Origin of the sequence: Serratia sp. 2C06, assembly GCF_050037615.1 — a bacterium.
Taxonomy (GTDB): Bacteria; Pseudomonadota; Gammaproteobacteria; order Enterobacterales; family Enterobacteriaceae; genus Serratia; species Serratia ureilytica.
Genome location: NZ_CP188299.1, coordinates 3,403,141 through 3,421,323 on the forward strand (window position 1 = coordinate 3,403,141; position 18,183 = coordinate 3,421,323).

At 58.9% G+C, this 18,183-nt stretch carries 19 protein-coding genes; 7 read left to right on the forward strand and 12 right to left on the reverse strand.

The features are described from left to right. The first annotated feature begins 26 nt into the window (after positions 1 to 26). A complete protein-coding gene (locus tag ACP3TA_RS16905; protein WP_033642913.1) occupies positions 27 to 320 on the forward strand; it encodes an I78 family peptidase inhibitor in 294 nt (97 codons plus the stop codon). A gap of 72 nt (positions 321 to 392) precedes the next feature. On the opposite strand, the gene cfa is transcribed toward ACP3TA_RS16905, so the two are convergent. Together cfa and punC are read right to left on the reverse strand one after the other, a co-directional pair. After that, the gene (gene cfa, locus ACP3TA_RS16910) at positions 393 to 1,544 is read right to left on the reverse strand and encodes a cyclopropane fatty acyl phospholipid synthase (RefSeq protein ID WP_033642914.1); all 1,152 of its coding nucleotides are present in this window, start codon (positions 1,542 to 1,544) and stop codon (positions 393 to 395) included. 344 nt (positions 1,545 to 1,888) lie between these two features. After that, positions 1,889 to 3,100, reverse strand: a complete 1,212-nt coding sequence (gene punC / locus ACP3TA_RS16915) for a purine nucleoside transporter PunC (RefSeq protein WP_042784368.1) — start codon at positions 3,098 to 3,100, stop codon at positions 1,889 to 1,891. Positions 3,101 to 3,223: 123 nt separating this feature from the next. On the opposite strand from punC, the gene punR reads away from it, so the two are divergent. Continuing rightward, positions 3,224 to 4,180 (forward strand): DNA-binding transcriptional activator PunR, encoded by a 957-nt coding sequence (gene punR / locus ACP3TA_RS16920; protein ID WP_033642916.1) that lies wholly within the window; start codon positions 3,224 to 3,226, stop codon positions 4,178 to 4,180. Here the strand turns inward: punR and purR are convergent. Then, entirely contained in the window at positions 4,168 to 5,193 is a 1,026-nt protein-coding gene (gene purR, locus ACP3TA_RS16925) for an HTH-type transcriptional repressor PurR (protein WP_004931336.1), read from the reverse strand. The two genes, punR and purR, sit on opposite strands and share 13 nt — an antisense overlap. Positions 5,194 to 5,515: 322 nt before the next feature. Between purR and ACP3TA_RS16930 the strand changes: the two genes are divergently transcribed. Further along, positions 5,516 to 5,605, forward strand: coding sequence for a YnhF family membrane protein (locus tag ACP3TA_RS16930; RefSeq protein WP_094143265.1), 90 nt, complete (start codon positions 5,516 to 5,518; stop codon positions 5,603 to 5,605). Between the two features lie 64 nt (positions 5,606 to 5,669). On the opposite strand, the gene sodB is transcribed toward ACP3TA_RS16930, so the two are convergent. Then, the gene (sodB, locus tag ACP3TA_RS16935) at positions 5,670 to 6,248 is read right to left on the reverse strand and encodes a superoxide dismutase [Fe] (protein WP_004931333.1); all 579 of its coding nucleotides are present in this window, start codon (positions 6,246 to 6,248) and stop codon (positions 5,670 to 5,672) included. Between the two features lie 199 nt (positions 6,249 to 6,447). Next, the gene (locus ACP3TA_RS16940; RefSeq protein WP_046686964.1) at positions 6,448 to 7,266 is read right to left on the reverse strand and encodes a C40 family peptidase; all 819 of its coding nucleotides are present in this window, start codon (positions 7,264 to 7,266) and stop codon (positions 6,448 to 6,450) included. Between the two features lie 413 nt (positions 7,267 to 7,679). Between ACP3TA_RS16940 and ACP3TA_RS16945 the strand changes: the two genes are divergently transcribed. After that, the gene (locus tag ACP3TA_RS16945; RefSeq protein WP_004931329.1) at positions 7,680 to 8,027 is read left to right on the forward strand and encodes a Grx4 family monothiol glutaredoxin; all 348 of its coding nucleotides are present in this window, start codon (positions 7,680 to 7,682) and stop codon (positions 8,025 to 8,027) included. A gap of 68 nt (positions 8,028 to 8,095) precedes the next feature. On the opposite strand, the gene rnt is transcribed toward ACP3TA_RS16945, so the two are convergent. From rnt to ACP3TA_RS16975, 6 genes are all read right to left on the reverse strand, one after another. After that, a complete protein-coding gene (rnt, locus tag ACP3TA_RS16950; protein ID WP_016927925.1) occupies positions 8,096 to 8,779 on the reverse strand; it encodes a ribonuclease T in 684 nt (227 codons plus the stop codon). A gap of 77 nt (positions 8,780 to 8,856) precedes the next feature. Continuing rightward, on the reverse strand, positions 8,857 to 9,264 hold the full coding sequence (gloA, locus tag ACP3TA_RS16955; protein WP_033652600.1) for a lactoylglutathione lyase: 408 nt from the start codon (positions 9,262 to 9,264) through the stop codon (positions 8,857 to 8,859). A 333-nt stretch (positions 9,265 to 9,597) separates the two neighbouring features. Further along, positions 9,598 to 10,701, reverse strand: coding sequence for an alkene reductase (locus tag ACP3TA_RS16960; protein ID WP_033642920.1), 1,104 nt, complete (start codon positions 10,699 to 10,701; stop codon positions 9,598 to 9,600). 87 nt (positions 10,702 to 10,788) lie between these two features. Continuing rightward, on the reverse strand, positions 10,789 to 11,409 hold the full coding sequence (locus ACP3TA_RS16965) for a TetR/AcrR family transcriptional regulator (RefSeq protein WP_033642921.1): 621 nt from the start codon (positions 11,407 to 11,409) through the stop codon (positions 10,789 to 10,791). 102 nt (positions 11,410 to 11,511) lie between these two features. After that, positions 11,512 to 13,149 (reverse strand): phosphoethanolamine transferase EptA, encoded by a 1,638-nt coding sequence (gene eptA / locus ACP3TA_RS16970; RefSeq protein WP_142002366.1) that lies wholly within the window; start codon positions 13,147 to 13,149, stop codon positions 11,512 to 11,514. 136 nt (positions 13,150 to 13,285) lie between these two features. Beyond that, positions 13,286 to 13,927, reverse strand: coding sequence for an NAD(P)-dependent oxidoreductase (locus ACP3TA_RS16975; RefSeq protein WP_033642923.1), 642 nt, complete (start codon positions 13,925 to 13,927; stop codon positions 13,286 to 13,288). A gap of 138 nt (positions 13,928 to 14,065) precedes the next feature. Here ACP3TA_RS16975 and ACP3TA_RS16980 point away from each other — a divergent pair, with 138 nt between their 5' ends. From ACP3TA_RS16980 to ACP3TA_RS16990, 3 genes are all read left to right on the forward strand, one after another. After that, positions 14,066 to 14,995 (forward strand): LysR substrate-binding domain-containing protein, encoded by a 930-nt coding sequence (locus tag ACP3TA_RS16980; RefSeq protein WP_426784382.1) that lies wholly within the window; start codon positions 14,066 to 14,068, stop codon positions 14,993 to 14,995. A 21-nt stretch (positions 14,996 to 15,016) separates the two neighbouring features. After that, the gene (locus ACP3TA_RS16985; protein WP_206359403.1) at positions 15,017 to 15,256 is read left to right on the forward strand and encodes a DUF1289 domain-containing protein; all 240 of its coding nucleotides are present in this window, start codon (positions 15,017 to 15,019) and stop codon (positions 15,254 to 15,256) included. A 100-nt stretch (positions 15,257 to 15,356) separates the two neighbouring features. Then, a complete protein-coding gene (locus tag ACP3TA_RS16990) occupies positions 15,357 to 16,253 on the forward strand; it encodes an aldo/keto reductase (RefSeq protein WP_197798164.1) in 897 nt (298 codons plus the stop codon). 61 nt (positions 16,254 to 16,314) lie between these two features. Here ACP3TA_RS16990 and ACP3TA_RS16995 read toward each other — a convergent pair whose 3' ends face one another. Beyond that, positions 16,315 to 18,159: a polyurethane esterase gene (locus ACP3TA_RS16995; RefSeq protein ID WP_033652595.1), complete on the reverse strand. Its 1,845-nt coding sequence runs from the start codon at positions 18,157 to 18,159 to the stop codon at positions 16,315 to 16,317. Between the last annotated feature and the right edge of the window lie 24 nt (positions 18,160 to 18,183).

Here is an 18,183-nt window from a genome sequence, read left to right on the forward strand (position 1 = left end):
GAATCATAAGCAGAGAGGAGAAACGCGTGAAGTTTTATGGGAAAACGTTGTTGTTAACCGCGTTGCTGGCGCTGAGCGCCTGCAGCAGTTCACCTGAGCAGGGCGGCGGCGCGCAAGTGGCCGATGCGGACGATACCTGCGGCGCTTCGCAGTATCAAAACTACGTCGGCAAGCCGATGACGTCGCTGGAAGGCGTGCGGATCGAATCCAAGGTGCGCGCCATTCCGTACAACTCTGCCGTCACCATGGATTTCAACCTGCGCCGTCTGAACTTCCTCGGCGATAGCAACGATAAAATCATCCGCGTTTACTGCGGCTAAGCCGCCTGGTTCGAAAGAGCAAAAAAAGCCCCGGCGATGAGGTTGCCGGGGCTTTTTTTATTAGGGGAGCGTTCAGCGTGCGACGCGGATGCCGCCTTCAACGCCTTTCGGGCTGAACACCACCTGCCACAGCTGCAGATCGCGCGCCCGAAACGCGCCGGCGCAGGCGTTCAGGTAATAGCTGAACATCCGCTCGAAGCGCTCGGAATAACGTGGAGCAAGCTGCGGCCACGCCTGCTTGAAGCGCTCGAACCAGGCCATCAGCGTGCGATCGTAGTCGGCGCCGATGTTGTGCCAGTCTTCCATCACGAAATGGCCTTCGCTGGCCTCGGCGATATGCCTCACCGAGGGCAGGCAGCCGTTCGGGAAGATATATTTGTTGATCCACGGATCGACGTTCATGTCGGTCTTGTTGGAACCGATGGTGTGCAGCAGGAACAGGCCGTGCGGCGCCAGATTGCGCTCTACCACGTTGAAATAGGTGCGATAGTTTTTCGGCCCGACGTGCTCGAACATGCCGACCGAGACGATACGATCGAACTGCTGATGCAGATCGCGATAGTCCTGCAGCAGGATCTGCACGTCCAGCCCGGCGCAGCGTGCCTGAGCCAGCTTCTGCTGCTCGGCGGAAATGGTCACGCCGACCACCGACACGCCGTAATTTTTCGCCGCATAGGCGGAGAGGCCGCCCCAGCCGCAGCCGATGTCCAGCAAGCGCATGCCCGGCTGCAGCTGCAGTTTTTCGCAGATCATCCGCAATTTCGCTTCTTGCGCTTCCTCCAGCGTGGCGGCGTCTTTCCAGTAGCCGCAGGAGTACTGCATGTAAGGATCGAGCATCAGCGTAAACAGATCGTTGCCAAGATCGTAATGCTCTTTGCCGACGATCCAGGCGCGCTTTTTCGATTGCAGATTGGTCAGGCGCGCCGCGGCGATACGCAGGGTATCTTTCAGGTGGTGGGGGAGCTTCTTCTCCAGCCCGGCGCTGACCACGCGCTGGAAGAATATATCCAGCCGCTCGCATTCCCACCAACCATCCATATAGCTCTCGCCTAGACCCAGGGAGCCTTGCTGCAAAACGCGTTTAAAGAATTCGGGGTTTTTAACCTGAATATCGAAAGGGCGCGATCCGTTAATTTCGATACCGGCCAGACCGAGCATTTCGTGCGCGATACGGTACCACTGGTTATCCTGGATGCTCAGATCTTCTATACACGATGAACTCATAGCTTCTCCATCACCTTCTTCTGACTGATGACCCGTTAGGAAACAGCTTAGACAATTTCTGCGGGTGCATACGTATACCGACGGGAAATAAGCCCGCGGCGTCTGATATCCGACTATGAACAGAGGAAATTTAAAGAAGCGACCCGACGCAAACGGCGCAGGATAAACGCCTCTTCAAAAAAAGAGTGTGACGCAAGACGCGTACACAACAGCTAATTGAGATATAGAGATTATAAGGTGTTACTTTACAAGGTTGTTTTTGAGTATAGGCGCGCCGAGGCATTGACTCAACTGTAAATCGCACTCGGCACGCATATTCTTTAAGTGATTATTTAGCTTGGCAATTATGACGCTGAGTTAGCATGTTCGCGCGGCGTTTCTTGCGGCGCCTTGGCCGCTTTTCCCCGCTGCAGGAAATACCCCAGCGCGGCCAGTATCACCGTGGACACCATCACCGTCACCGTCGCCAACAGCGGCTGCGCAATAAACGTCGATACCAGCATGCTCGCCACGAAACACAGCCCCAGCTGCAGCGTATTTTGCAGCGCGGCGGCTTTGCCGCTGCTGTCCGGGAACGGCATCAGCGCGTTGGCCACCATGATCGGATAGCCGGCGCCGTTGACCAGCGCCATCACGCAGAACGGGATCAGGAGCGTGGTGAGCGTCGGATTGGTCAGGGTTGCCACCAGATACAGGGCCACCATGCTGACAGCATAAGCTACCAGCAGCCACGGCAGCAGGGTTTTGCCATTGATGCGCTTGAGCGCGGCGCGGCACCCGTAACCGCCCAGCAGGAAGGCCAGCGTCTGCGGCACATAGCTCAGGCCGATGTCGCTCGGGCCGTAGCCCATATCACCGAGGATAAACGGCGAGCCGGTCAGCCAGGCGAAGAAACCGGCCGAACAGGCGGCGTACATGGCGACATTGCCGCTGAATACCGGGGATTTCAATAATTGCCAAAAACTGACGCTGCTTTTTGGCGCGTCGACGGCGGGTTTTGGCCTGGCGTTCTCTTTGAGCAGCAGCGTCGGCAGCAGCAACAAGGCGGTGATGGCCAGCAGCACGGCGAAGATCGCGCGCCAGCTGGCGTGGTTCAGCAGCCAGGCGCCCAGCAGCGGCGCCAGCGCCGGCGATAGCGCCACCAGCGGCATGATGGTGGCGAATACGCGGTTGGCCTGGCCTTCACGATAGCGGTCGACCACCAGCGCTTGCCAGATGGCGGCGGCGGAACAGACGCCTACGGCCTGAATAAAGCGCAGTATCCAGAGCTGCGCGGCATTTTCCACCCACAGCATGCCTAGGCAGCCGAGCGCGAACAGCGTCAGGCCAATCAACAATACCGGTTTGCGCCCCAGACGGTCGGAGAGCGGCCCCCACAGCAGCTGCGCGAAGGCGAAGCCGGCCAAAAAGATGCTCAGGCTGGCGCTGACCGCGCCGGCGGAAATTTGCAGTTCCTCCCGCATGGCGCCGAAGGCGGGCAGGTACATATCGGTCGCCAGATAACCCAGCATGCTCAGGCCGGCGAGGTAGAACATAAAACCAAAGGAATTTCGCATGGTATTTCTCGTTAATATTTTAGTGTCGCAGGTTTTTAGCGCCGGCCAGTGTATCCGGCTGGATCTCTGCTTGTGAAACGGTAATATTTGCAAAGTGCTGTTAAAAAAATTGAAGGCAAAGCGATGTGGTCTGAATATTCTCTCGAGGTCGTTGATGCGGTGGCGCGCACCGGCAGTTTCAGCGCGGCGGCGCAGGAGCTGCACCGGGTGCCGTCGGCGGTAAGTTATACCGTGCGGCAGCTGGAGCAATGGCTGGCGGTGCCGCTGTTTGAGCGGCGTCACCGAGATGTGGAACTGACGCCGGCCGGCGCGCTGTTTATCAAGGATGCGCGAGCTGTTATCAAAAAAATGCTCGACACCCGCCGCCACTGTCAACAGGTGGCCAACGGTTGGCGCGGTCAGCTGAATATCGCGGTAGACATCATCGTCAAACCGCAGCGCAGCCGCCAGCTGGTGCTGGATTTCTACCGCCATTTCCCCGACGTCGAGTTGATGCTGCAACCCGAGGTGTTTAACGGCGTGTGGGATGCGTTGGTGGACGGCAGGGCGGACATGGCGATTGGCGCCACCCGCGCGGTGCCGGTCGGCGGCGGCTTCGCTTTCCGCGACATGGGGGATATGAACTGGCTGTGCGTAGTCAGCCCACAGCACCCGTTGGCGCAGCTGGCAGGGCCGTTGAATGACGATCGGTTGAGGCCGTACCCTGCGCTTTGTCTGGAAGACACCTCGCGCAATCTGCCCAAGCGCGTCACCTGGACGCTGGATAACCAGCGGCGGCTGGTGGTGCCGGACTGGACCTCGGCGCTCGACTGTTTGTGCGCCGGATTGTGCGTCGGCATGATGCCGGCGCATCTGGCGCTGCCGCGGGTGCAGCGCGGTGAGCTGAAGGCGTTGCAGTTGCAGCAGCCGTTTCCCGCCAGCCCCTGCTGCCTGACCTGGCAACAGGATAAACCGTCACCGGCGATGAGCTGGCTGCTGGCGTATTTGGGCGATGGCGAGACGCTGAATCAGGAGTGGCTGAGTGAGGCGGCACCGGAAGCCGCGCCGGCTTCCGGTAGGGAGGACGATCAGCGGCGGTAGTCGATGAACGGACCGTCGGCGACCGAACGGCGTTCGACCAGCTTCGGATGCACTTCGATCACCTGCGATTCTTCGCGCTTGCTGATGATGCGATCCAGCAGCATGGTGAAGGCCATTTCGCCCAGACGCTCTTTCGGCTGATGAATGGTGGTCAGCGCCGGGGTGAAGTAGCGGGCGTTGCGCACGTTGTCGTAGCCGATCACGGAAATATCCTGCGGCACCCGCAGCCCCAGTTCGTCGGCGGCGCAGATGGCGCCCATCGCCATGATGTCGCCGCCGCAGAATACTGCGGTCGGTCGCTGTTTTTGCGACAGAATTTGATGCATCGCCTTGTAACCGGACTCCGGCTCGAAGTCACCCTGGACTATCCACTCTTCGCGAATATCGATATGCGCTTCCTGCAGCGCCTTCATGAAGCCCTGATGCCGACCGCCGCCGGTGTTGCGCGACAGTTGGCCCGGGATAGCGCCGATATCGCGGTGGCCGCGTTCGATCAGATAACGCCCGGCCAGATAGCCGCCCTCGAACGCGTTATCGATGATGGTGTCGGTGAAGTCGCCGCGCGCGGCGCCCCAGTCCATTACCACCATCGGGATGTTGCGGTAGTCTTCCAGCATGCCCAGCAGCTGATCCGGGTATTCGGAACACATGACCAGCAGGCCGTCGACGCGCTTTTGCGCCAGCATCGCCAGGTAGGCGCGCTGTTTGTCCAGATTGTTGTGCGAATTGCACAGGATCAGGGTATAGCCTTTGCTGTAGCAGCTGTTTTCCACCGCCTCGATCACTTCGGCAAAGTAGGGCGCTTCGCTCGAGGTGGCCAGCAGACCGATAGACTTGGTGTGATTGACTTTCAGGCTGCGCGCCACGGCGCTCGGCGAGTAGTGCAGCTCTTTGATGGCGGCCCACACGGCCGCTTTGGTCTCTTCGGCGACGAAACGAGTCTTATTGATGACGTGCGAAACGGTGGTGGTGGAAACGCCCGCGCGTTTGGCCACATCTTTAATCGTTGCCATGTAAGGAATGACTCCTGAACTCACATGTTTACAGCATGTAAGTGTGATGTTAATCGTTTGCCTACGTAGATCCTTCTCCAGAGAAGCGAAAACTGAGTTTTTAGTGTTGAAGTCGTCAGCGCTTAATCAGGAGGGGCATGAATGCCGGTACGCAGTTGTGAACTGCGAATTTTGTCGCATATTGAACAAAAGTGGAAGAGGTAATCGAGATTATAAACCGGGAAATGATAACAAGATTTTATCGGCGAACTGTGGGAAAATGATTTGACGTACTAATTGTGCGCCTTTTATCCTTAGGAAAGCCCATTTTAAAGGAGTTGTCATGGATACCGATCTGAAGATGTCGCTGTTCACCACCGTTTGCGCATTGGCGATGATCATCGCTTTCAGCTTTGTCGCCGCGTTGAACTGATTTCCCGCCAGTTTTAAAAAAGGCGCAGCCAAGCTGCGCCTCATCACTTAGGCAAGGCCTGCGCTTACGCCAGGTTTTCCGCTGCGAAGGTCCAATTGACCAACGCCCAGAAGTTTTCCAGGTATTTTGGACGCGCATTGCGGTAATCGATGTAATACGCGTGTTCCCACACGTCAACGGTCAGCAGCGGTTTGTCTTCACCGGTCAGCGGGGTGGCCGCGTTGGAGGTGTTGACGATCGCCAGCGCGCCGTCCGGTTTTTTCACCAGCCAGGTCCAGCCGGCGCCGAAGTTTTTCACTGCGGCATCGGTGAACTGCTCTTTGAACGCAGCGAAAGAGCCGAAGGATTTGACGATCGCCGCCGCCAGTTCGCCCTGCGGTTCACCGCCGCCCTGTGGTGACAGGCAGTGCCAGTAGAAGGTGTGGTTCCACACCTGCGCGGCGTTGTTGAACACGCCGCCGTTAGAGGTCTTGATGATCTCTTCGAGCGATTTGCCCTCGAACTCGCTGCCTTTCACCAGGTTGTTCAGGTTAACCACGTAGGTGTTGTGGTGCTTGCCGTAGTGGTATTCCAGGGTCTCGGCGGAGATGTGCGGCTCGAGCGCGTTTTTCTCATACGGTAATGCAGGTAATTCAAACGACATTGCTTCCTCCTTTACAGCGCCATTCGCTTCCCGCCGGGGCGAGAGTCATATGGGCCGTTTTTTATTGTGGTCATTCAATCTTAACAATTTTCATCATAAAAAACAGGAAGAAAAGCCAGAAATGCGCGTGGGGAGGTGCGATAGGCGATAGCTTGAACAGGCGGTTGCGACCGAGGCCGCAACCGCGCAGAGCAGGGAATTAACGGATGGTTTTCGGCGTCACTACGCGGCGAGCGCCGATGTAGTGGTTCTGCCAATAGTCGTTATCAAGCTGGCTGATGCGGATCTCTTCGCCGGTGCGCGGCGACTGGATGAATTTGCCGTTGCCGAGGTAGACGCCGACATGATCCGCCACGCCGCGGTTGTTAATGCGGAAGAACACCAGATCGCCGCTTTCCAGTTCGCTTTTCTTGATCGGCGCCGCGTCGCGCAGGTGATACATTTCGTTGGCGGTGCGCGGCATCTTGATTTTCACCACGTCTTTATAGGCGTAATAGATGAGGCCGCTGCAGTCAAAGCCGGTGCGCGGCGAGCTGCCGCCCCAGCGGTAAGGCTTGCCCATCTGATCCATCAGCTTGGCCATCGCGGTCTGCTTGGCGTGCTGGTAACGCTTTTTGTGCGCTGGGCTGAGTTTCAATGGTTTTTCATCACGCGCCAGCTTGGCGGTGGCCATACCGGCTTCGCGGTGGCGGCCATAGCCTTTTTTGTAGCCCTTTTTCGGCGGGGTGACTTTAATTTTGGCGGTTTTCTGCGCTTTGACCTTGGGTTTGGCGCTGACGATCTTTTTCGCGCTTTTCTCGCTTTTGACCTTGGCGGTCTTGGTTTTTTTCTCGGGGGCCGTCACTTTGGCTTTTTTGGCGGCTTTATCCGCTTTCTTTTTTCTGCGGTCATCGGGCCGCGCTTCATTGGCATGGCTTTTACGCTGCTCGGCGGCAACACGCGCCTGTGGCGCAGCGTGCGCCAAATTGAAGAAGAGCTGCGTAAACAGCAGCGCAAAGAGCGTAAGAATTAAACGCATGTCGACGTCACCAACCTTGGCCCCGAAACGGATATCGAAAGAGTTACAGTATTCCCGAATTTCGCCATATAAAACAGCGAAGAACTCATAAATAATAATCCATATTGTGAGAAAACGTTAATGACATTTTTTTTGGTTTAAAATCAGCCTGTTGATGTATAAAAAAGCGCCAGGCGGCGGTGGATATAATTAAGCCGCGCCGTCATCGCGGCGCAATATATTAGTGAAATGGTCGGATTAAAAATGTTATTCTCAACGTATGTTTTGACCGGAATGACGTGGCCGGTGAAACGCGATCGGCGGCGGGCGAATATCCTTGCAAAAGATGGCGTTTTCTTGCGACTGTTCCAGCCGCTACAATAGCCCGCGTGATGCATGTTGTAGCCATGAAATGTGGCTTGAGGAAGCAATAAATGACGACGACACTTGAAAAAATTCAGCACCAGATCGCTGAAAACCCGATTCTGCTGTACATGAAGGGTTCGCCAAAGCTGCCGAGCTGCGGCTTCTCCGCGCAGGCTGTGCAAGCGCTGTCCGCCTGCGGTGAGCGTTTCGCCTATGTGGATATTCTGCAAAACCCGGACATCCGCGCCGAGTTGCCAAAATACGCCAACTGGCCGACTTTCCCGCAGCTGTGGGTAGACGGTGAGCTGGTCGGCGGTTGCGATATCATCATCGAAATGTATCAGCGCGGCGAATTGCAGCAGCTGATCAAAGAAACGGCAGAAAAGTATAAAGCGCAGGAAGACCAGCAGTCTTAATCGACAGACTTGCGGTTATCGCGTAACGGGCGGCGCCAGTGCAAACTGGGCCGCCTTTTTTATTGGGCCTATTCGGCGAGATCGCCGGCGGGCAGCGGCCAGCCGCCGAGACGCTTCCAGCGGTTAACCAGCTCACAAAACAGCAGGGCGGTTTGTTCGGTGTCGTACAGCGCGGAGTGCGCCTGGCTGCTGTCGAACGGCATGCCGGCGGCGATGCAGGCTTTGGCCAGCACCGTTTGCCCCAGCACCAGGCCGCTCAGCGCAGCGGTGTCGAAGGTGGCGAACGGATGGAACGGATTACGCTTCAAACCGGCGCGTTCGGCCGCGGCCATCAGGAAGCTGTGATCGAAGTTGGCGTTGTGCGCGACGATAATGGCCCGGTTGCAACCGCGATCCTTGAGCCCTTTGCGCACCGCTTTGAAAATGGCGTGCAGCGCGTCGTATTCGCTGACCGCACCGCGCAGCGGGTTGTGCGGATCGATGCCGTTAAACGCCAGCGCTTCCGGTTGCAGGTTGGCGCCCTCGAAAGGCTCCACGTGGAAGTGCAGGGTTTCGTCGCGCTGCAGCCAGCCGTCTTCATCCATTTTCAGCGTCACGGCGGCGATTTCCAGCAGCGCATCGGTATTGGCGTTGAAGCCGGCGGTTTCAACATCTATTACTACGGGATAAAACCCACGAAAACGACCACTCAGGGCGTTAAGATCACTTTTTTCGGCCATCAGTTTCTTATCTTCATCGAATGCAGCGCGCATTATGGCAAATTTTGCGCCCGGTTGCAGGCGCTATCGCGCGGAGAATCAGCGGGGCGCAGGCGCGCCCCGAGAGAGGCTTAGTGGCCGAGGCCTTGGCCGGCGTGTTTGTTTTCGATCAGCTCGATTTTATAACCGTCCGGATCTTCGACGAACGCGATCACCGTGGTGCCGCCTTTCACTGGGCCGGCCTCACGGGTGACGTTGCCGCCGGCGCGGCGGATGTTGTCGCAGGTGGCGGCGACGTCGTCCACGCCCAGCGCCAGGTGGCCGAAGGCGGTGCCCATGTCGTAGCTGTCGGTGCCCCAGTTATAGGTCAGTTCGATAACCGCGCCTTCGCTCTCTTCCGTATAGCCGACAAAAGCCAGCGAGTATTTGTACTCCGGGTTTTCGCTGGTGCGCAGCAGGCGCATGCCTAATACCTTGGTGTAGAAGTCGATGGAGCGTTGCAGATCACCGACGCGGATCATGGTATGGAGTAAGCGCATAATTCCTCTGAATTGACTGTGCCGTGGCAGACGGCGGGTGGATTGAAGCACAAGCGAGTATAGCCTTGTCCCGCAAGGGAATTCAACGTGACGAGTTGGTGACGATGTCACTTTTTGCCCCCTCGCCATGGGTGTTTAAATATTGATCGAGTGTACCGATCGATACGAAGTAATTGATCTGCACAATCAATTATCAATTCCGCGCGTAACCGTGTAGAAATTGACCTGTAGCAGATAACAACACCAGGGAACGTCGGCCCGCCTTGTGCGGGCCTTTTTGCGTGCATAAAAAAACGGCCAGGCGGTTGCGTGGCCGTTTAGGGTCAGGACGGGTTACTTCGTCAGAAACGGATAGTCGGTATAACCTTCGGCGCCACCGCCGTAGAAGGTTTCCGGCTTAGGTTCGTTGAGCGGGGCGTGTTGACGGAAACGCTCGACCAAATCCGGATTGGCGATGTAGCTACGGCCAAAGGCCACCGCGTCGATGAAGCCTTTTTCGATCAACGCTTCGGCTTTTTCAGCGGTGTAGGCGCCGGCGCCGACGATCACCCCTTTAAAGTGGGCGCGCACCGAGTCACGGAAGGCGTCGGAATACGGTTTGCCGCCGGCCCAGTCCGGTTCGGAGATGTGCAGATAGGCGATGTTGCGTTTGTTCAGCTCTTCCACCAGGTACAGCGCCGCTTCTTCCTGATCTTCACCGTTGTCCAGGCCGTTGAACGGCCCCAGCGGCGAGATGCGGATGCCGATGTGCTCGGAGCCCCATTCTGCGATGGCGGCGTCGACCACTTCCAGCGTCAGGCGGGTGCGATTCTCGATGCTGCCGCCGTATTGATCGGTACGCTGGTTAGACGCCGGAGACATGAACTGGTGCAGCAGATAGCCGTGAGCCGCATGCAGCTCGATAAAGTCGAAGCCGGCTTCACGCGCGTTGGCGGTCGCCTGGCGGAAATCGTTGACGATGCCCGGGATCTCGCTGGTTTCCAGCGCGCGCGGCGTTGAGGTCGGTACGCGCACCCAGGCGCCGGTTTCGTCACGCACGGTGGTGCGGGTGTCTGCGTTGATCGCCGAAGGGGCGACCGGCGCTTGTCCGCCCGGCTGGAGGCTGGTGTGGGAGATGCGGCCTACGTGCCACAGCTGCACGGCGATGTGGCCGTTTTTGTCGTGTACCGCCTGCGTGATGTGTTTCCAAGCGGCGATCTGCTCCGGGGTATGCAGGCCCGGCGCACCGGCGTAGCCTTTCGCCTGGAAGGAAATCTGCGTCGCTTCGGTCACGATCAGACCGGCGCCGGCGCGCTGCGCATAATACTCCGCCATCAGCGGCGTGGGAATGTCGCCCGGTTCGATGCTGCGCAGACGCGTCAGCGGAGCCATAAACACGCGGTTGGGCAGGGTGACTGCGCCAACTTTCAGCGGAGAGAGCAATTTTTCAGTCTTCATAGTGCATCCTGTATTTAATAGACCGGTCGTCTAGTTATGGGCGATAAAAAAACACGAACTGCATTTTCACGAAAAAAGATGGTGGTGTTACGGCTGCGGCGGGCGCAGCAGCAACTCGATGCTTTCCAGCGCGCTGGTCAACGGGGCCAACGATCGCCGGATCTTGGCGCGCAGCGAGGCGCCGAGCCACAGGGCATACAGCGTCTCTGCGGTTGCCGCCGGGCTCATGGCTACCGACAGCGATCCCTCGGCGATGCCGCGCTCAATGGCCGCCTGCAGGTGGCCGATCACCCGGGCGGTCCCGGTTTCCAGCGCATGGCGCATCGGCTCCGACAGGTCGCTCACCTCGGCGGAGAGTTTCACCGCCAGACAGGCGTTATGACATTCGCTGCGGCAGTGGTAACTGATGGCCTGGGCGTAATACCCCAAGAGCTGGTGGCGGGCATCGGTGTGCTCGTCGGCAAACAGCTTTTGCATTTGCGCATCATAGTGCGCGAAATAGCGTTGCAGCATCGCTTCGCCGAAGGCTTCCTTCGAGCGGAAATAGTGGTAGAACGATCCTTTCGGCACGCCCGCCGTGGCCAGCAGTTCGCTCAGCCCCATGCCGGTAAAGCCCAGGCGCAGGCTGAGGGTTTCGCCGGTGGCGAGCAGATGTTCACGTGTATCCACGTTGCAATGCGTTGATTTGGTCATCATGGCGCCGAGCATAATAGACCGATTGGTCTAGGTCAATGGGAATAAAAAAACCGGCGCACAAAACGCCGGTTGGTCTCAGGCATTGTGCCTCAGCGGCACGCGGAAGTTAAGCGCTTACGCCGCGTTGCGGCAGCGTTGCAGAATATCCAACTGGGATTGATATTCACGCGTCTGCACATTCAGCATGCCCAGCAGGGTGTGGAACAGATTGTCCTGCGACACGTCGTCCTTTTCCGCCAGCGTGCTCAGGCACTGGCGATCGATGCCGAAATTGCGCTGATAGTCGGCCGACATCCACATCAGGAATGGCACGTGAGTTTGCTGGCTCGGCGCGAAGACATAAGGCGTGCCGTGCAGATACATGCCGTTTTCTCCCAGCGATTCGCCGTGATCGGACAGGTAGACCAGCGCGGTATTGAACCGGTCGTCATACTGCTGCAGCAGCTTGATGGTGGCATCGAGCATCGCGTCGGTATACAGGATCGAGTTGTCGTAGGTGTTCACCAGCTGTTCATGGCTGCAATCCTGGATCTGATTGCTGTTGCAGGTCGGCGAAAACGTCTGGAACTGCGGCGTGCTGCGGCGGTAATAAGCCGGGCCGTGGCTGCCCATCTGGTGCAACACGATCACGCCGTCGTCTTTCAGGCTATTGATGTAGTCGTTCAGTTTGTACAACAGCACATTGTCCATGCAAACTTCGCCGTCACAGTCCTGCGGCAGTTTCAGTTTGGTCATGTCGATGTGCGGCACCCGATCGCAGGCGCCTTTGCAGCCGCCATCGTTATCGCGCCACAGCACGTTGACGCCGGCATGCGCCAGCACGTCGAGCATGCCTTCCTGGTGCGTCGCCTGAGTTGCGTCGTACGCTTTGCGCGGCATGTTGGAGAACATGCAGGGGACGGAGATCGCCGTTTCGGTGCCGCAAGAGCTGGCGTTCTTGAAATAGACCACGTTGTCCTGCTTGAGGCGCGGGTTGGTCTCGCGATCGTAGCCCCCGAGAGAGAAGTTTTCGGCGCGGGCGGTTTCGCCCACCACCAGGATCACCAGCGTTTTCTTGGCCTGTCCGGCGATCAGCGGCCCTTTGCGCGCGTCTTCACCGATCTTCACCAGCGGCAGATTGCGCGTGAAGTAGCGCTGCTCGGTAAACTTGATGGTGCCGGCGACGAAGTTGGAAGGCGTTAACATCTTCACCACGCTTTTATTGTTGCGGATCAGCGAAGCGTAGTCTTTGTAGAACAGCGCGGCGATGATCAGGATCACCACCAATGACAGCATGACGTTGGCGGCGCGCAGCCCAACCATGTACCACCAGGGGCGGGTCTGGCGAATATGGATGAAGCAAACCGCCGCCGCCGGCAGGACGCCGAGCAGCGCCAGCCACAGCCCCATGCGCGGCGTCAGCAACGCCGTCGCTTCGTGGGTGTTGGTTTCAAAGGCGTTTTGCATCATGTTGCCGTCGATCACCACGCCATAGCTGTACATGAAATAGTTGGCTGCGGCGCTGCCGAGCAAGAAAAAGACGATCAGTGGTTTGCGCAGGTAGGGCACGGTCAACACGCTGAAGATAATATTCAGCGCACAGAAGATCACCACCGGCATGCTGGCGGCGAATATCACGCTGTGGACGCTATCGAAGGTGATATACGACCAGGCGCGATGCAGGAATAACGCGTTTTGGAACAGAGTGAAGAACAGGGCGGTGGCGAGGATAAAACCGAGGCTGTTGCACTGTAAGCGTTGACGTAACCACATTGCCAAATCTGGATCCTGAGAGTAGATAATGCCTTGAAATCTACCGGATGAAACTTAAGAAAACCTTAGAAATTCAGAATACTGGCGGCGGCGAACGCGGGAAAACGCCAGGCCGGTGGCCTGGCGGTGAGGGGAATTAGTAGGCGGCGGTGAATTGGGCGCGAATAAACTGAGGTTTTTCAATCTCATCGACGATAGCCACCGCCAGATCTTCCACCGAAATGCTGGCCGGCGCGTCGCCGTTCATCAGCAGCTGCGTGGTGCCGAGGCGGAACTGGCCGGTGCGTTTGCCCGGTTCCAGCAGGGCGGCCGGAGAGAGATAGGTCCAGTCGAGCGCTGATTCGTTGCGCAGTTTATTGCGCAGATCGCGCACCGCCTGCGCGCCGGGGCGGATATTTTCCGGGAATTGCGGCGTATCCACCAGTTCAACGCCCGGCGCCACTTCCAGGCTGCCTGCGCCGCCCACCACCAACAGGCGCTTGACGCCTGACTGCTCGACCGCGGTAAGGATCTGCTGGGCGCCGCGCGTAGTCTTCTCATACAGGTTGTCTTCGCCCCAGCCGGGATTGTAGGCGCTGATCACCGCATCCTGACCGTGCAATTGCCCCGCCAGCCAGGCGGTATCGGCGACGTCGCCCAGCGCGACGGTCAGATTGGCGTGGTCCGGCAAATCTTTTTTCTGACGGGCGATCGCCGTTACCTGAATGCCGCGAGCCAGCGCTTCATCCACCACACGGCGGCCAACAAAACCGGTTGCTCCAATAATGGCTACTTTCATCTGTATGCTCCTTCAGGGATGGGTCAGTATCGTAAGGCAGGCCGATGTGCCTGCTGCGTGGGATCTACTCTAGTCCTTAACAATAGCCGTGATTAGTGCCATATTCATGCTTTCTTGATTAAGTAAAACTTCATAATCGTGGATAAACTCAATCGAATGGCGGTGTTCGCCACCGTAGTGGCGGAGGGATCGTTGGCCGGTGCGGCGCGGCGGCTGGGCATGACGCCGTCGGCGGTCAGTCAGCATATGCGCTCGCTGGAGAAGGCGCTCGGGGTGCCGCTGTTGCACCGCTCCACCCGCCGTCTGGCGTTGACCGAGGCGGGGGCGGCGTTTTATCCCGGCTGCGAGGCGATGTTGCAACAGGCGCAGCAGGCGGAGCAGCGGCTGGCGGAACTGCGGGACACGCTGGTGGGCGAGCTGCGCATCGCCACTCCGGTTGGCATCGGCGGCCGCTCGTTGGCGGAGGCGCTGGCGCCGCTGTTGCAGGCGCATCCCAAGCTGACACTGCGGGTGCTGGCAGACGATCGCATCGTCGACATGATAGAACAGCGGGTCGACATTGCGCTGCGCGCCAATCGTCAACTGGCGGACGCCAATATGATCGCTCACCCGCTGACGGCGTGGCCGATGGTGCTGTGCGCGGCGCCGCGTTACCTCAGCCAGCATGGGGTGCCGGAAAAGCCGCAGGATTTGGTGCAGCACCGCTGGATCTCCAGCGGCTACAGCGGGGCCCATCTGGATTTGCTGCATCAATCCGGCCAGCAGGTCAAGCTGCGGCTGGCGGAGGGGCAGATCGTCAGCGAGAGCATGAACGTGATGCGCGCCTTTACCCGCGCCGGTCTGGGCATTTCCGTTCAGCCGCTGTATGAAATTGGCGACGAGCTGCAGCGCGGCGAGCTGTTGCTGCTGTTGCCGGAGTGGCGGCCGGCGCCGCTGCGGCTGCACGCGCTGACGCTGGAACGCACTATGCCGGAGAAAAGCCGCCAGGCGCTGCGCTATTTGCGCGACTATTTTCGCCGCAATGGCGAAAGGGGACTTGCCAGCGGCGGCGATGACGTCTTCAATTAGCAGGAGAATGCAGGAGGGTCCGTGGCACAGCAGCTTGAATTTTTCGACATCCCCAGCCCGTGTCGCGGCATTTGCCAGGCCGACGATCGCGGTTTCTGCCGTGGCTGCCTGCGCAGCCGCGAGGAGCGGTTCGGCTGGATGAGCATGAGCGACGCGCAAAAGCGCGAAGTGCTGCGTCTGTGTCGCCAACGTTTCCTGCGCCTGCGGCGCGCCAACAAAGCCCCCGACGAGCCGCTGCCGGAACAGCCTTCGCTGTTTTGACCCTTTCCTGATCTGCCGCACGTTCATGCGCCTTTGCGCTTCCCTGCGCCTCACCGGCTTGTGTATGCTGGCTGACAACTAATGTCATGAGGTTTTCGCAATGGTAGAACGCATTCGTCTCGCGCCGCAGGGGCCTGAATTTTCCCGTATGATTTGCGGTTACTGGCGGTTGATGGAGTGGGGCATCTCGCCGCAGCAGCTGCTGACGTTTATCGAACAGCATGTCGAACTGGGCGTCACCACCGTCGATCACGCAGATATCTATGGTGGTTATGCCTGCGAGCAGGCATTCGGCGACGCGCTGCGCCTGAAGCCCGCGTTGCGGCAGTCGCTGGAGCTGGTGAGCAAGTGCGGCATCGCCACCACCGCCAAGCCCGGCAACCCGATCGGCCACTACATCACCGATCGCGATCATATCGTACAGAGCGCGGAACACTCGCTGCGCCATCTGCATACCGACTACCTCGACCTGTTGCTGATCCACCGCCCGGATCCGTTGATGGACGCTGACGACGTGGCCGAAGCCTTTGTCGCGTTGCACAAAAGCGGCAAGGTGCGCCATTTCGGCGTCTCTAACTTTACGCCCGCGCAGTTCCAACTGCTGCAGTCGCGTCTGCCGTTCTCTCTGGTCACCAATCAGGTGGAAATTTCGCCGATTCACCAACCGGCGATCCTGGACGGCACGCTCGACCAGTGCCAGCAGCTGCGCATCAAACCGATGGCCTGGTCCTGCCTGGGTGGCGGCCGCTTGTTCAACGACGCCGAGTTCCAGCCGCTGCGCGACGAGCTGCAGCGGGTGGCGCAAGAGATCGGCGCCGAGACCATTGAACAGGTGGTTTACGCCTGGGTGATGCGCCTGCCGTCTTCGCCGCTGCCGATTATCGGCTCCGGCAAGATCGAGCGGGTGCGTTCGGCGTTGAAGGCGCAGAAACTGGCGCTGAACCGCCAGCAGTGGTTCCGCATTCGCAAGGCGGCGTTGGGGTATGACGTGCCCTGAGACGGGGTAGAAAGAGGAAAGCCGGGCGGCGAAAGCGCCCGGCTTTTTTTTACGTCGCTCTTTAGGCCAACACCACCTGATCGGGGTTGAAATGATCGAGCGAGACGCCGATCAGCGTGACCTGGCTGTGGCCGAAGGCCAGCACCAGATCGTCGTTTTGCTGCGTGGCATAGTCGCGGATATTCCCGCTGGCGCCCTCGGTGCCGATAAATACCAGTTTGTCGGTGGCGTTGAAGCCATACAGCTGGTCGCGGCCGAAATCGCCGCTGAACAGGAAGGTATTGCCGTTGCCGACCCCCTTCAGGATGTCATCGCCGCTGCCGCCGACGAAGGTCAGGTTGCCGCCGGCATGGCCGATAAGCGTGTCGTTGCCGGCATTGCCGAACAGCCAGGCGTCGTGGCTGCGAGCCTGCAGGACGTCATCGCCGTCGCCGCCGGTGGTGGCGGCTGCATAGGCTTTGAGGCCCGAATCCGATTTCAATCCGGCGGCGGTCACCTGATGATCCACCTCTTTGCTGAAAATCAGCCAGGAGGTTTCTTTGCTGCGCAGGGTGCTGATGTCGTCCGCCAGCGTAATGCCGCCCTTGGCGTCGCGCAGGTAAAGCGTATTGCCGTCGTAGGCGACCTCGGTGTTTTTCAACGCCTGCTGGGTATCGAAGATATTGTGGCCTTTGCCGCCGGCGATCAGGTTATAGCCGCCGGCGTCGCGGAAGATATCGTCACCGTCGCGGCCCTCGAGATAGTCGTTGCCTTTGCCGCCCTTGATCAAATCATTGCCGTCGCTGCCGATGATAAACGTCGGCCCGCTGTGCGTTTCCGCGTTGCGGTTCAGATCTTCCACCCAGGTACTGCCGCGCGTGACGTTCGACAGGTTGGAGACGATGATGGTCGAGTCTTTGTCGGTCAGCGAATAAAACTCGGAGTTCAGCACCCGCATCAGGCCATCCTGATAGAAGAACGGCAGGTGGGATAGCCAGGTCGGAATGTTGAGAATGGAGAACGGCAACAGATTCCAGGCGTCCGACGCGTAGTGGTCGTTGAAGTTGACGATATTGTTGGTGGCGGAGGTATGCGGCGCATCGTGAACGCCCAATGACGGCAGGGTCAGCGAGGTGCCGTCGAGCGCGCGAAACACCGGATCGTTCTCATAGCCGATGTTGATCACCTTGCCGCCGGCTTCGTACTGGGTCGGCGAGGCGAAGGCGACATAGTTGGACTGCGCGTAGAAGCCGCCCCAGTTGGCGTCGCTCTGCGCCGCCATGCTGTTGACCGCCAGCCCGCCGAGGCTGTGACCGCTGATCACCACGTCTTCGCCGCTCAGCCCGTGTGCCTGCGCGAATTTCGCCACGTCCCCCAGCAAATTGCCGAAGGCCTTCAGCGTATAGCCGTCGGCATAGCCTTTCGGCCCGAACCCGGCCAACAGATCGTTAATCACATCGCCGATGGTATCGCCGATCAGTGACTCGCGCGGGCCGCTGGTACCGCGAAATGAGATGCCAATGGCGGTGAGATTGCCTTCGCTGTCATATTTGCCCAGCACCTCGGCCTGAGCAGTGGTGTAACCGGCGGTTTCGCCGTAGTAGGTGCCGCGCGCATCGGTTTTGCCGGCGTAACCCAACTGCGCGGCGTCGATCACTGACCAGCCGGCATTGTTCACTGCGTCCTGCGCGGCCTGTTCGGAGTCGGGGTTCCAGGGAAGACCGGGCAGGCCGCCCTGCGACTGGGTGCTGCCGATGAGCGCCGTGATCAGCGTCAGCGGCAGACCGAGGCCGAAACCGGTCTGGTGATAGCCTTCATCGAAGCCGTTATCGATATTGTGGTAAGCGTAGGTAGAGATGGCCAAGGCGTCGGAAAACAGCGCCTTTGACGCGTTTTCGTCCAGATCCTTATAGCTAAAGATGCCCATATCAGTTCCTTATGAAGTATGCCG

Coding starts and splice junctions, on each gene's coding strand:
- ACP3TA_RS16975 (WP_033642923.1), bottom strand. CDS start 13,927: ATGAAAGTAGCCATTATTGGAGCAACCGGTTTTGTTGGCCGCCGTGTG.
- sodB (WP_004931333.1), bottom strand. CDS start 6,248: ATGTCGTTTGAATTACCTGCATTACCGTATGAGAAAAACGCGCTCGAG.
- ACP3TA_RS16930 (WP_094143265.1), top strand. CDS start 5,516: ATGGATACCGATCTGAAGATGTCGCTGTTCACCACCGTTTGCGCATTG.
- ACP3TA_RS16990 (WP_197798164.1), top strand. CDS start 15,357: ATGGTAGAACGCATTCGTCTCGCGCCGCAGGGGCCTGAATTTTCCCGT.
- gloA (WP_033652600.1), bottom strand. CDS start 9,264: ATGCGCTTACTCCATACCATGATCCGCGTCGGTGATCTGCAACGCTCC.
- cfa (WP_033642914.1), bottom strand. CDS start 1,544: ATGAGTTCATCGTGTATAGAAGATCTGAGCATCCAGGATAACCAGTGG.
- ACP3TA_RS16940 (WP_046686964.1), bottom strand. CDS start 7,266: ATGCGTTTAATTCTTACGCTCTTTGCGCTGCTGTTTACGCAGCTCTTC.
- ACP3TA_RS16960 (WP_033642920.1), bottom strand. CDS start 10,701: ATGAAGACTGAAAAATTGCTCTCTCCGCTGAAAGTTGGCGCAGTCACC.
- punR (WP_033642916.1), top strand. CDS start 3,224: ATGTGGTCTGAATATTCTCTCGAGGTCGTTGATGCGGTGGCGCGCACC.
- ACP3TA_RS16945 (WP_004931329.1), top strand. CDS start 7,680: ATGACGACGACACTTGAAAAAATTCAGCACCAGATCGCTGAAAACCCG.
- ACP3TA_RS16995 (WP_033652595.1), bottom strand. CDS start 18,159: ATGGGCATCTTTAGCTATAAGGATCTGGACGAAAACGCGTCAAAGGCG.
- rnt (WP_016927925.1), bottom strand. CDS start 8,779: ATGCGCGCTGCATTCGATGAAGATAAGAAACTGATGGCCGAAAAAAGT.
- eptA (WP_142002366.1), bottom strand. CDS start 13,149: ATGTGGTTACGTCAACGCTTACAGTGCAACAGCCTCGGTTTTATCCTC.
- punC (WP_042784368.1), bottom strand. CDS start 3,100: ATGCGAAATTCCTTTGGTTTTATGTTCTACCTCGCCGGCCTGAGCATG.
- ACP3TA_RS16965 (WP_033642921.1), bottom strand. CDS start 11,409: ATGCTCGGCGCCATGATGACCAAATCAACGCATTGCAACGTGGATACA.
- purR (WP_004931336.1), bottom strand. CDS start 5,193: ATGGCAACGATTAAAGATGTGGCCAAACGCGCGGGCGTTTCCACCACC.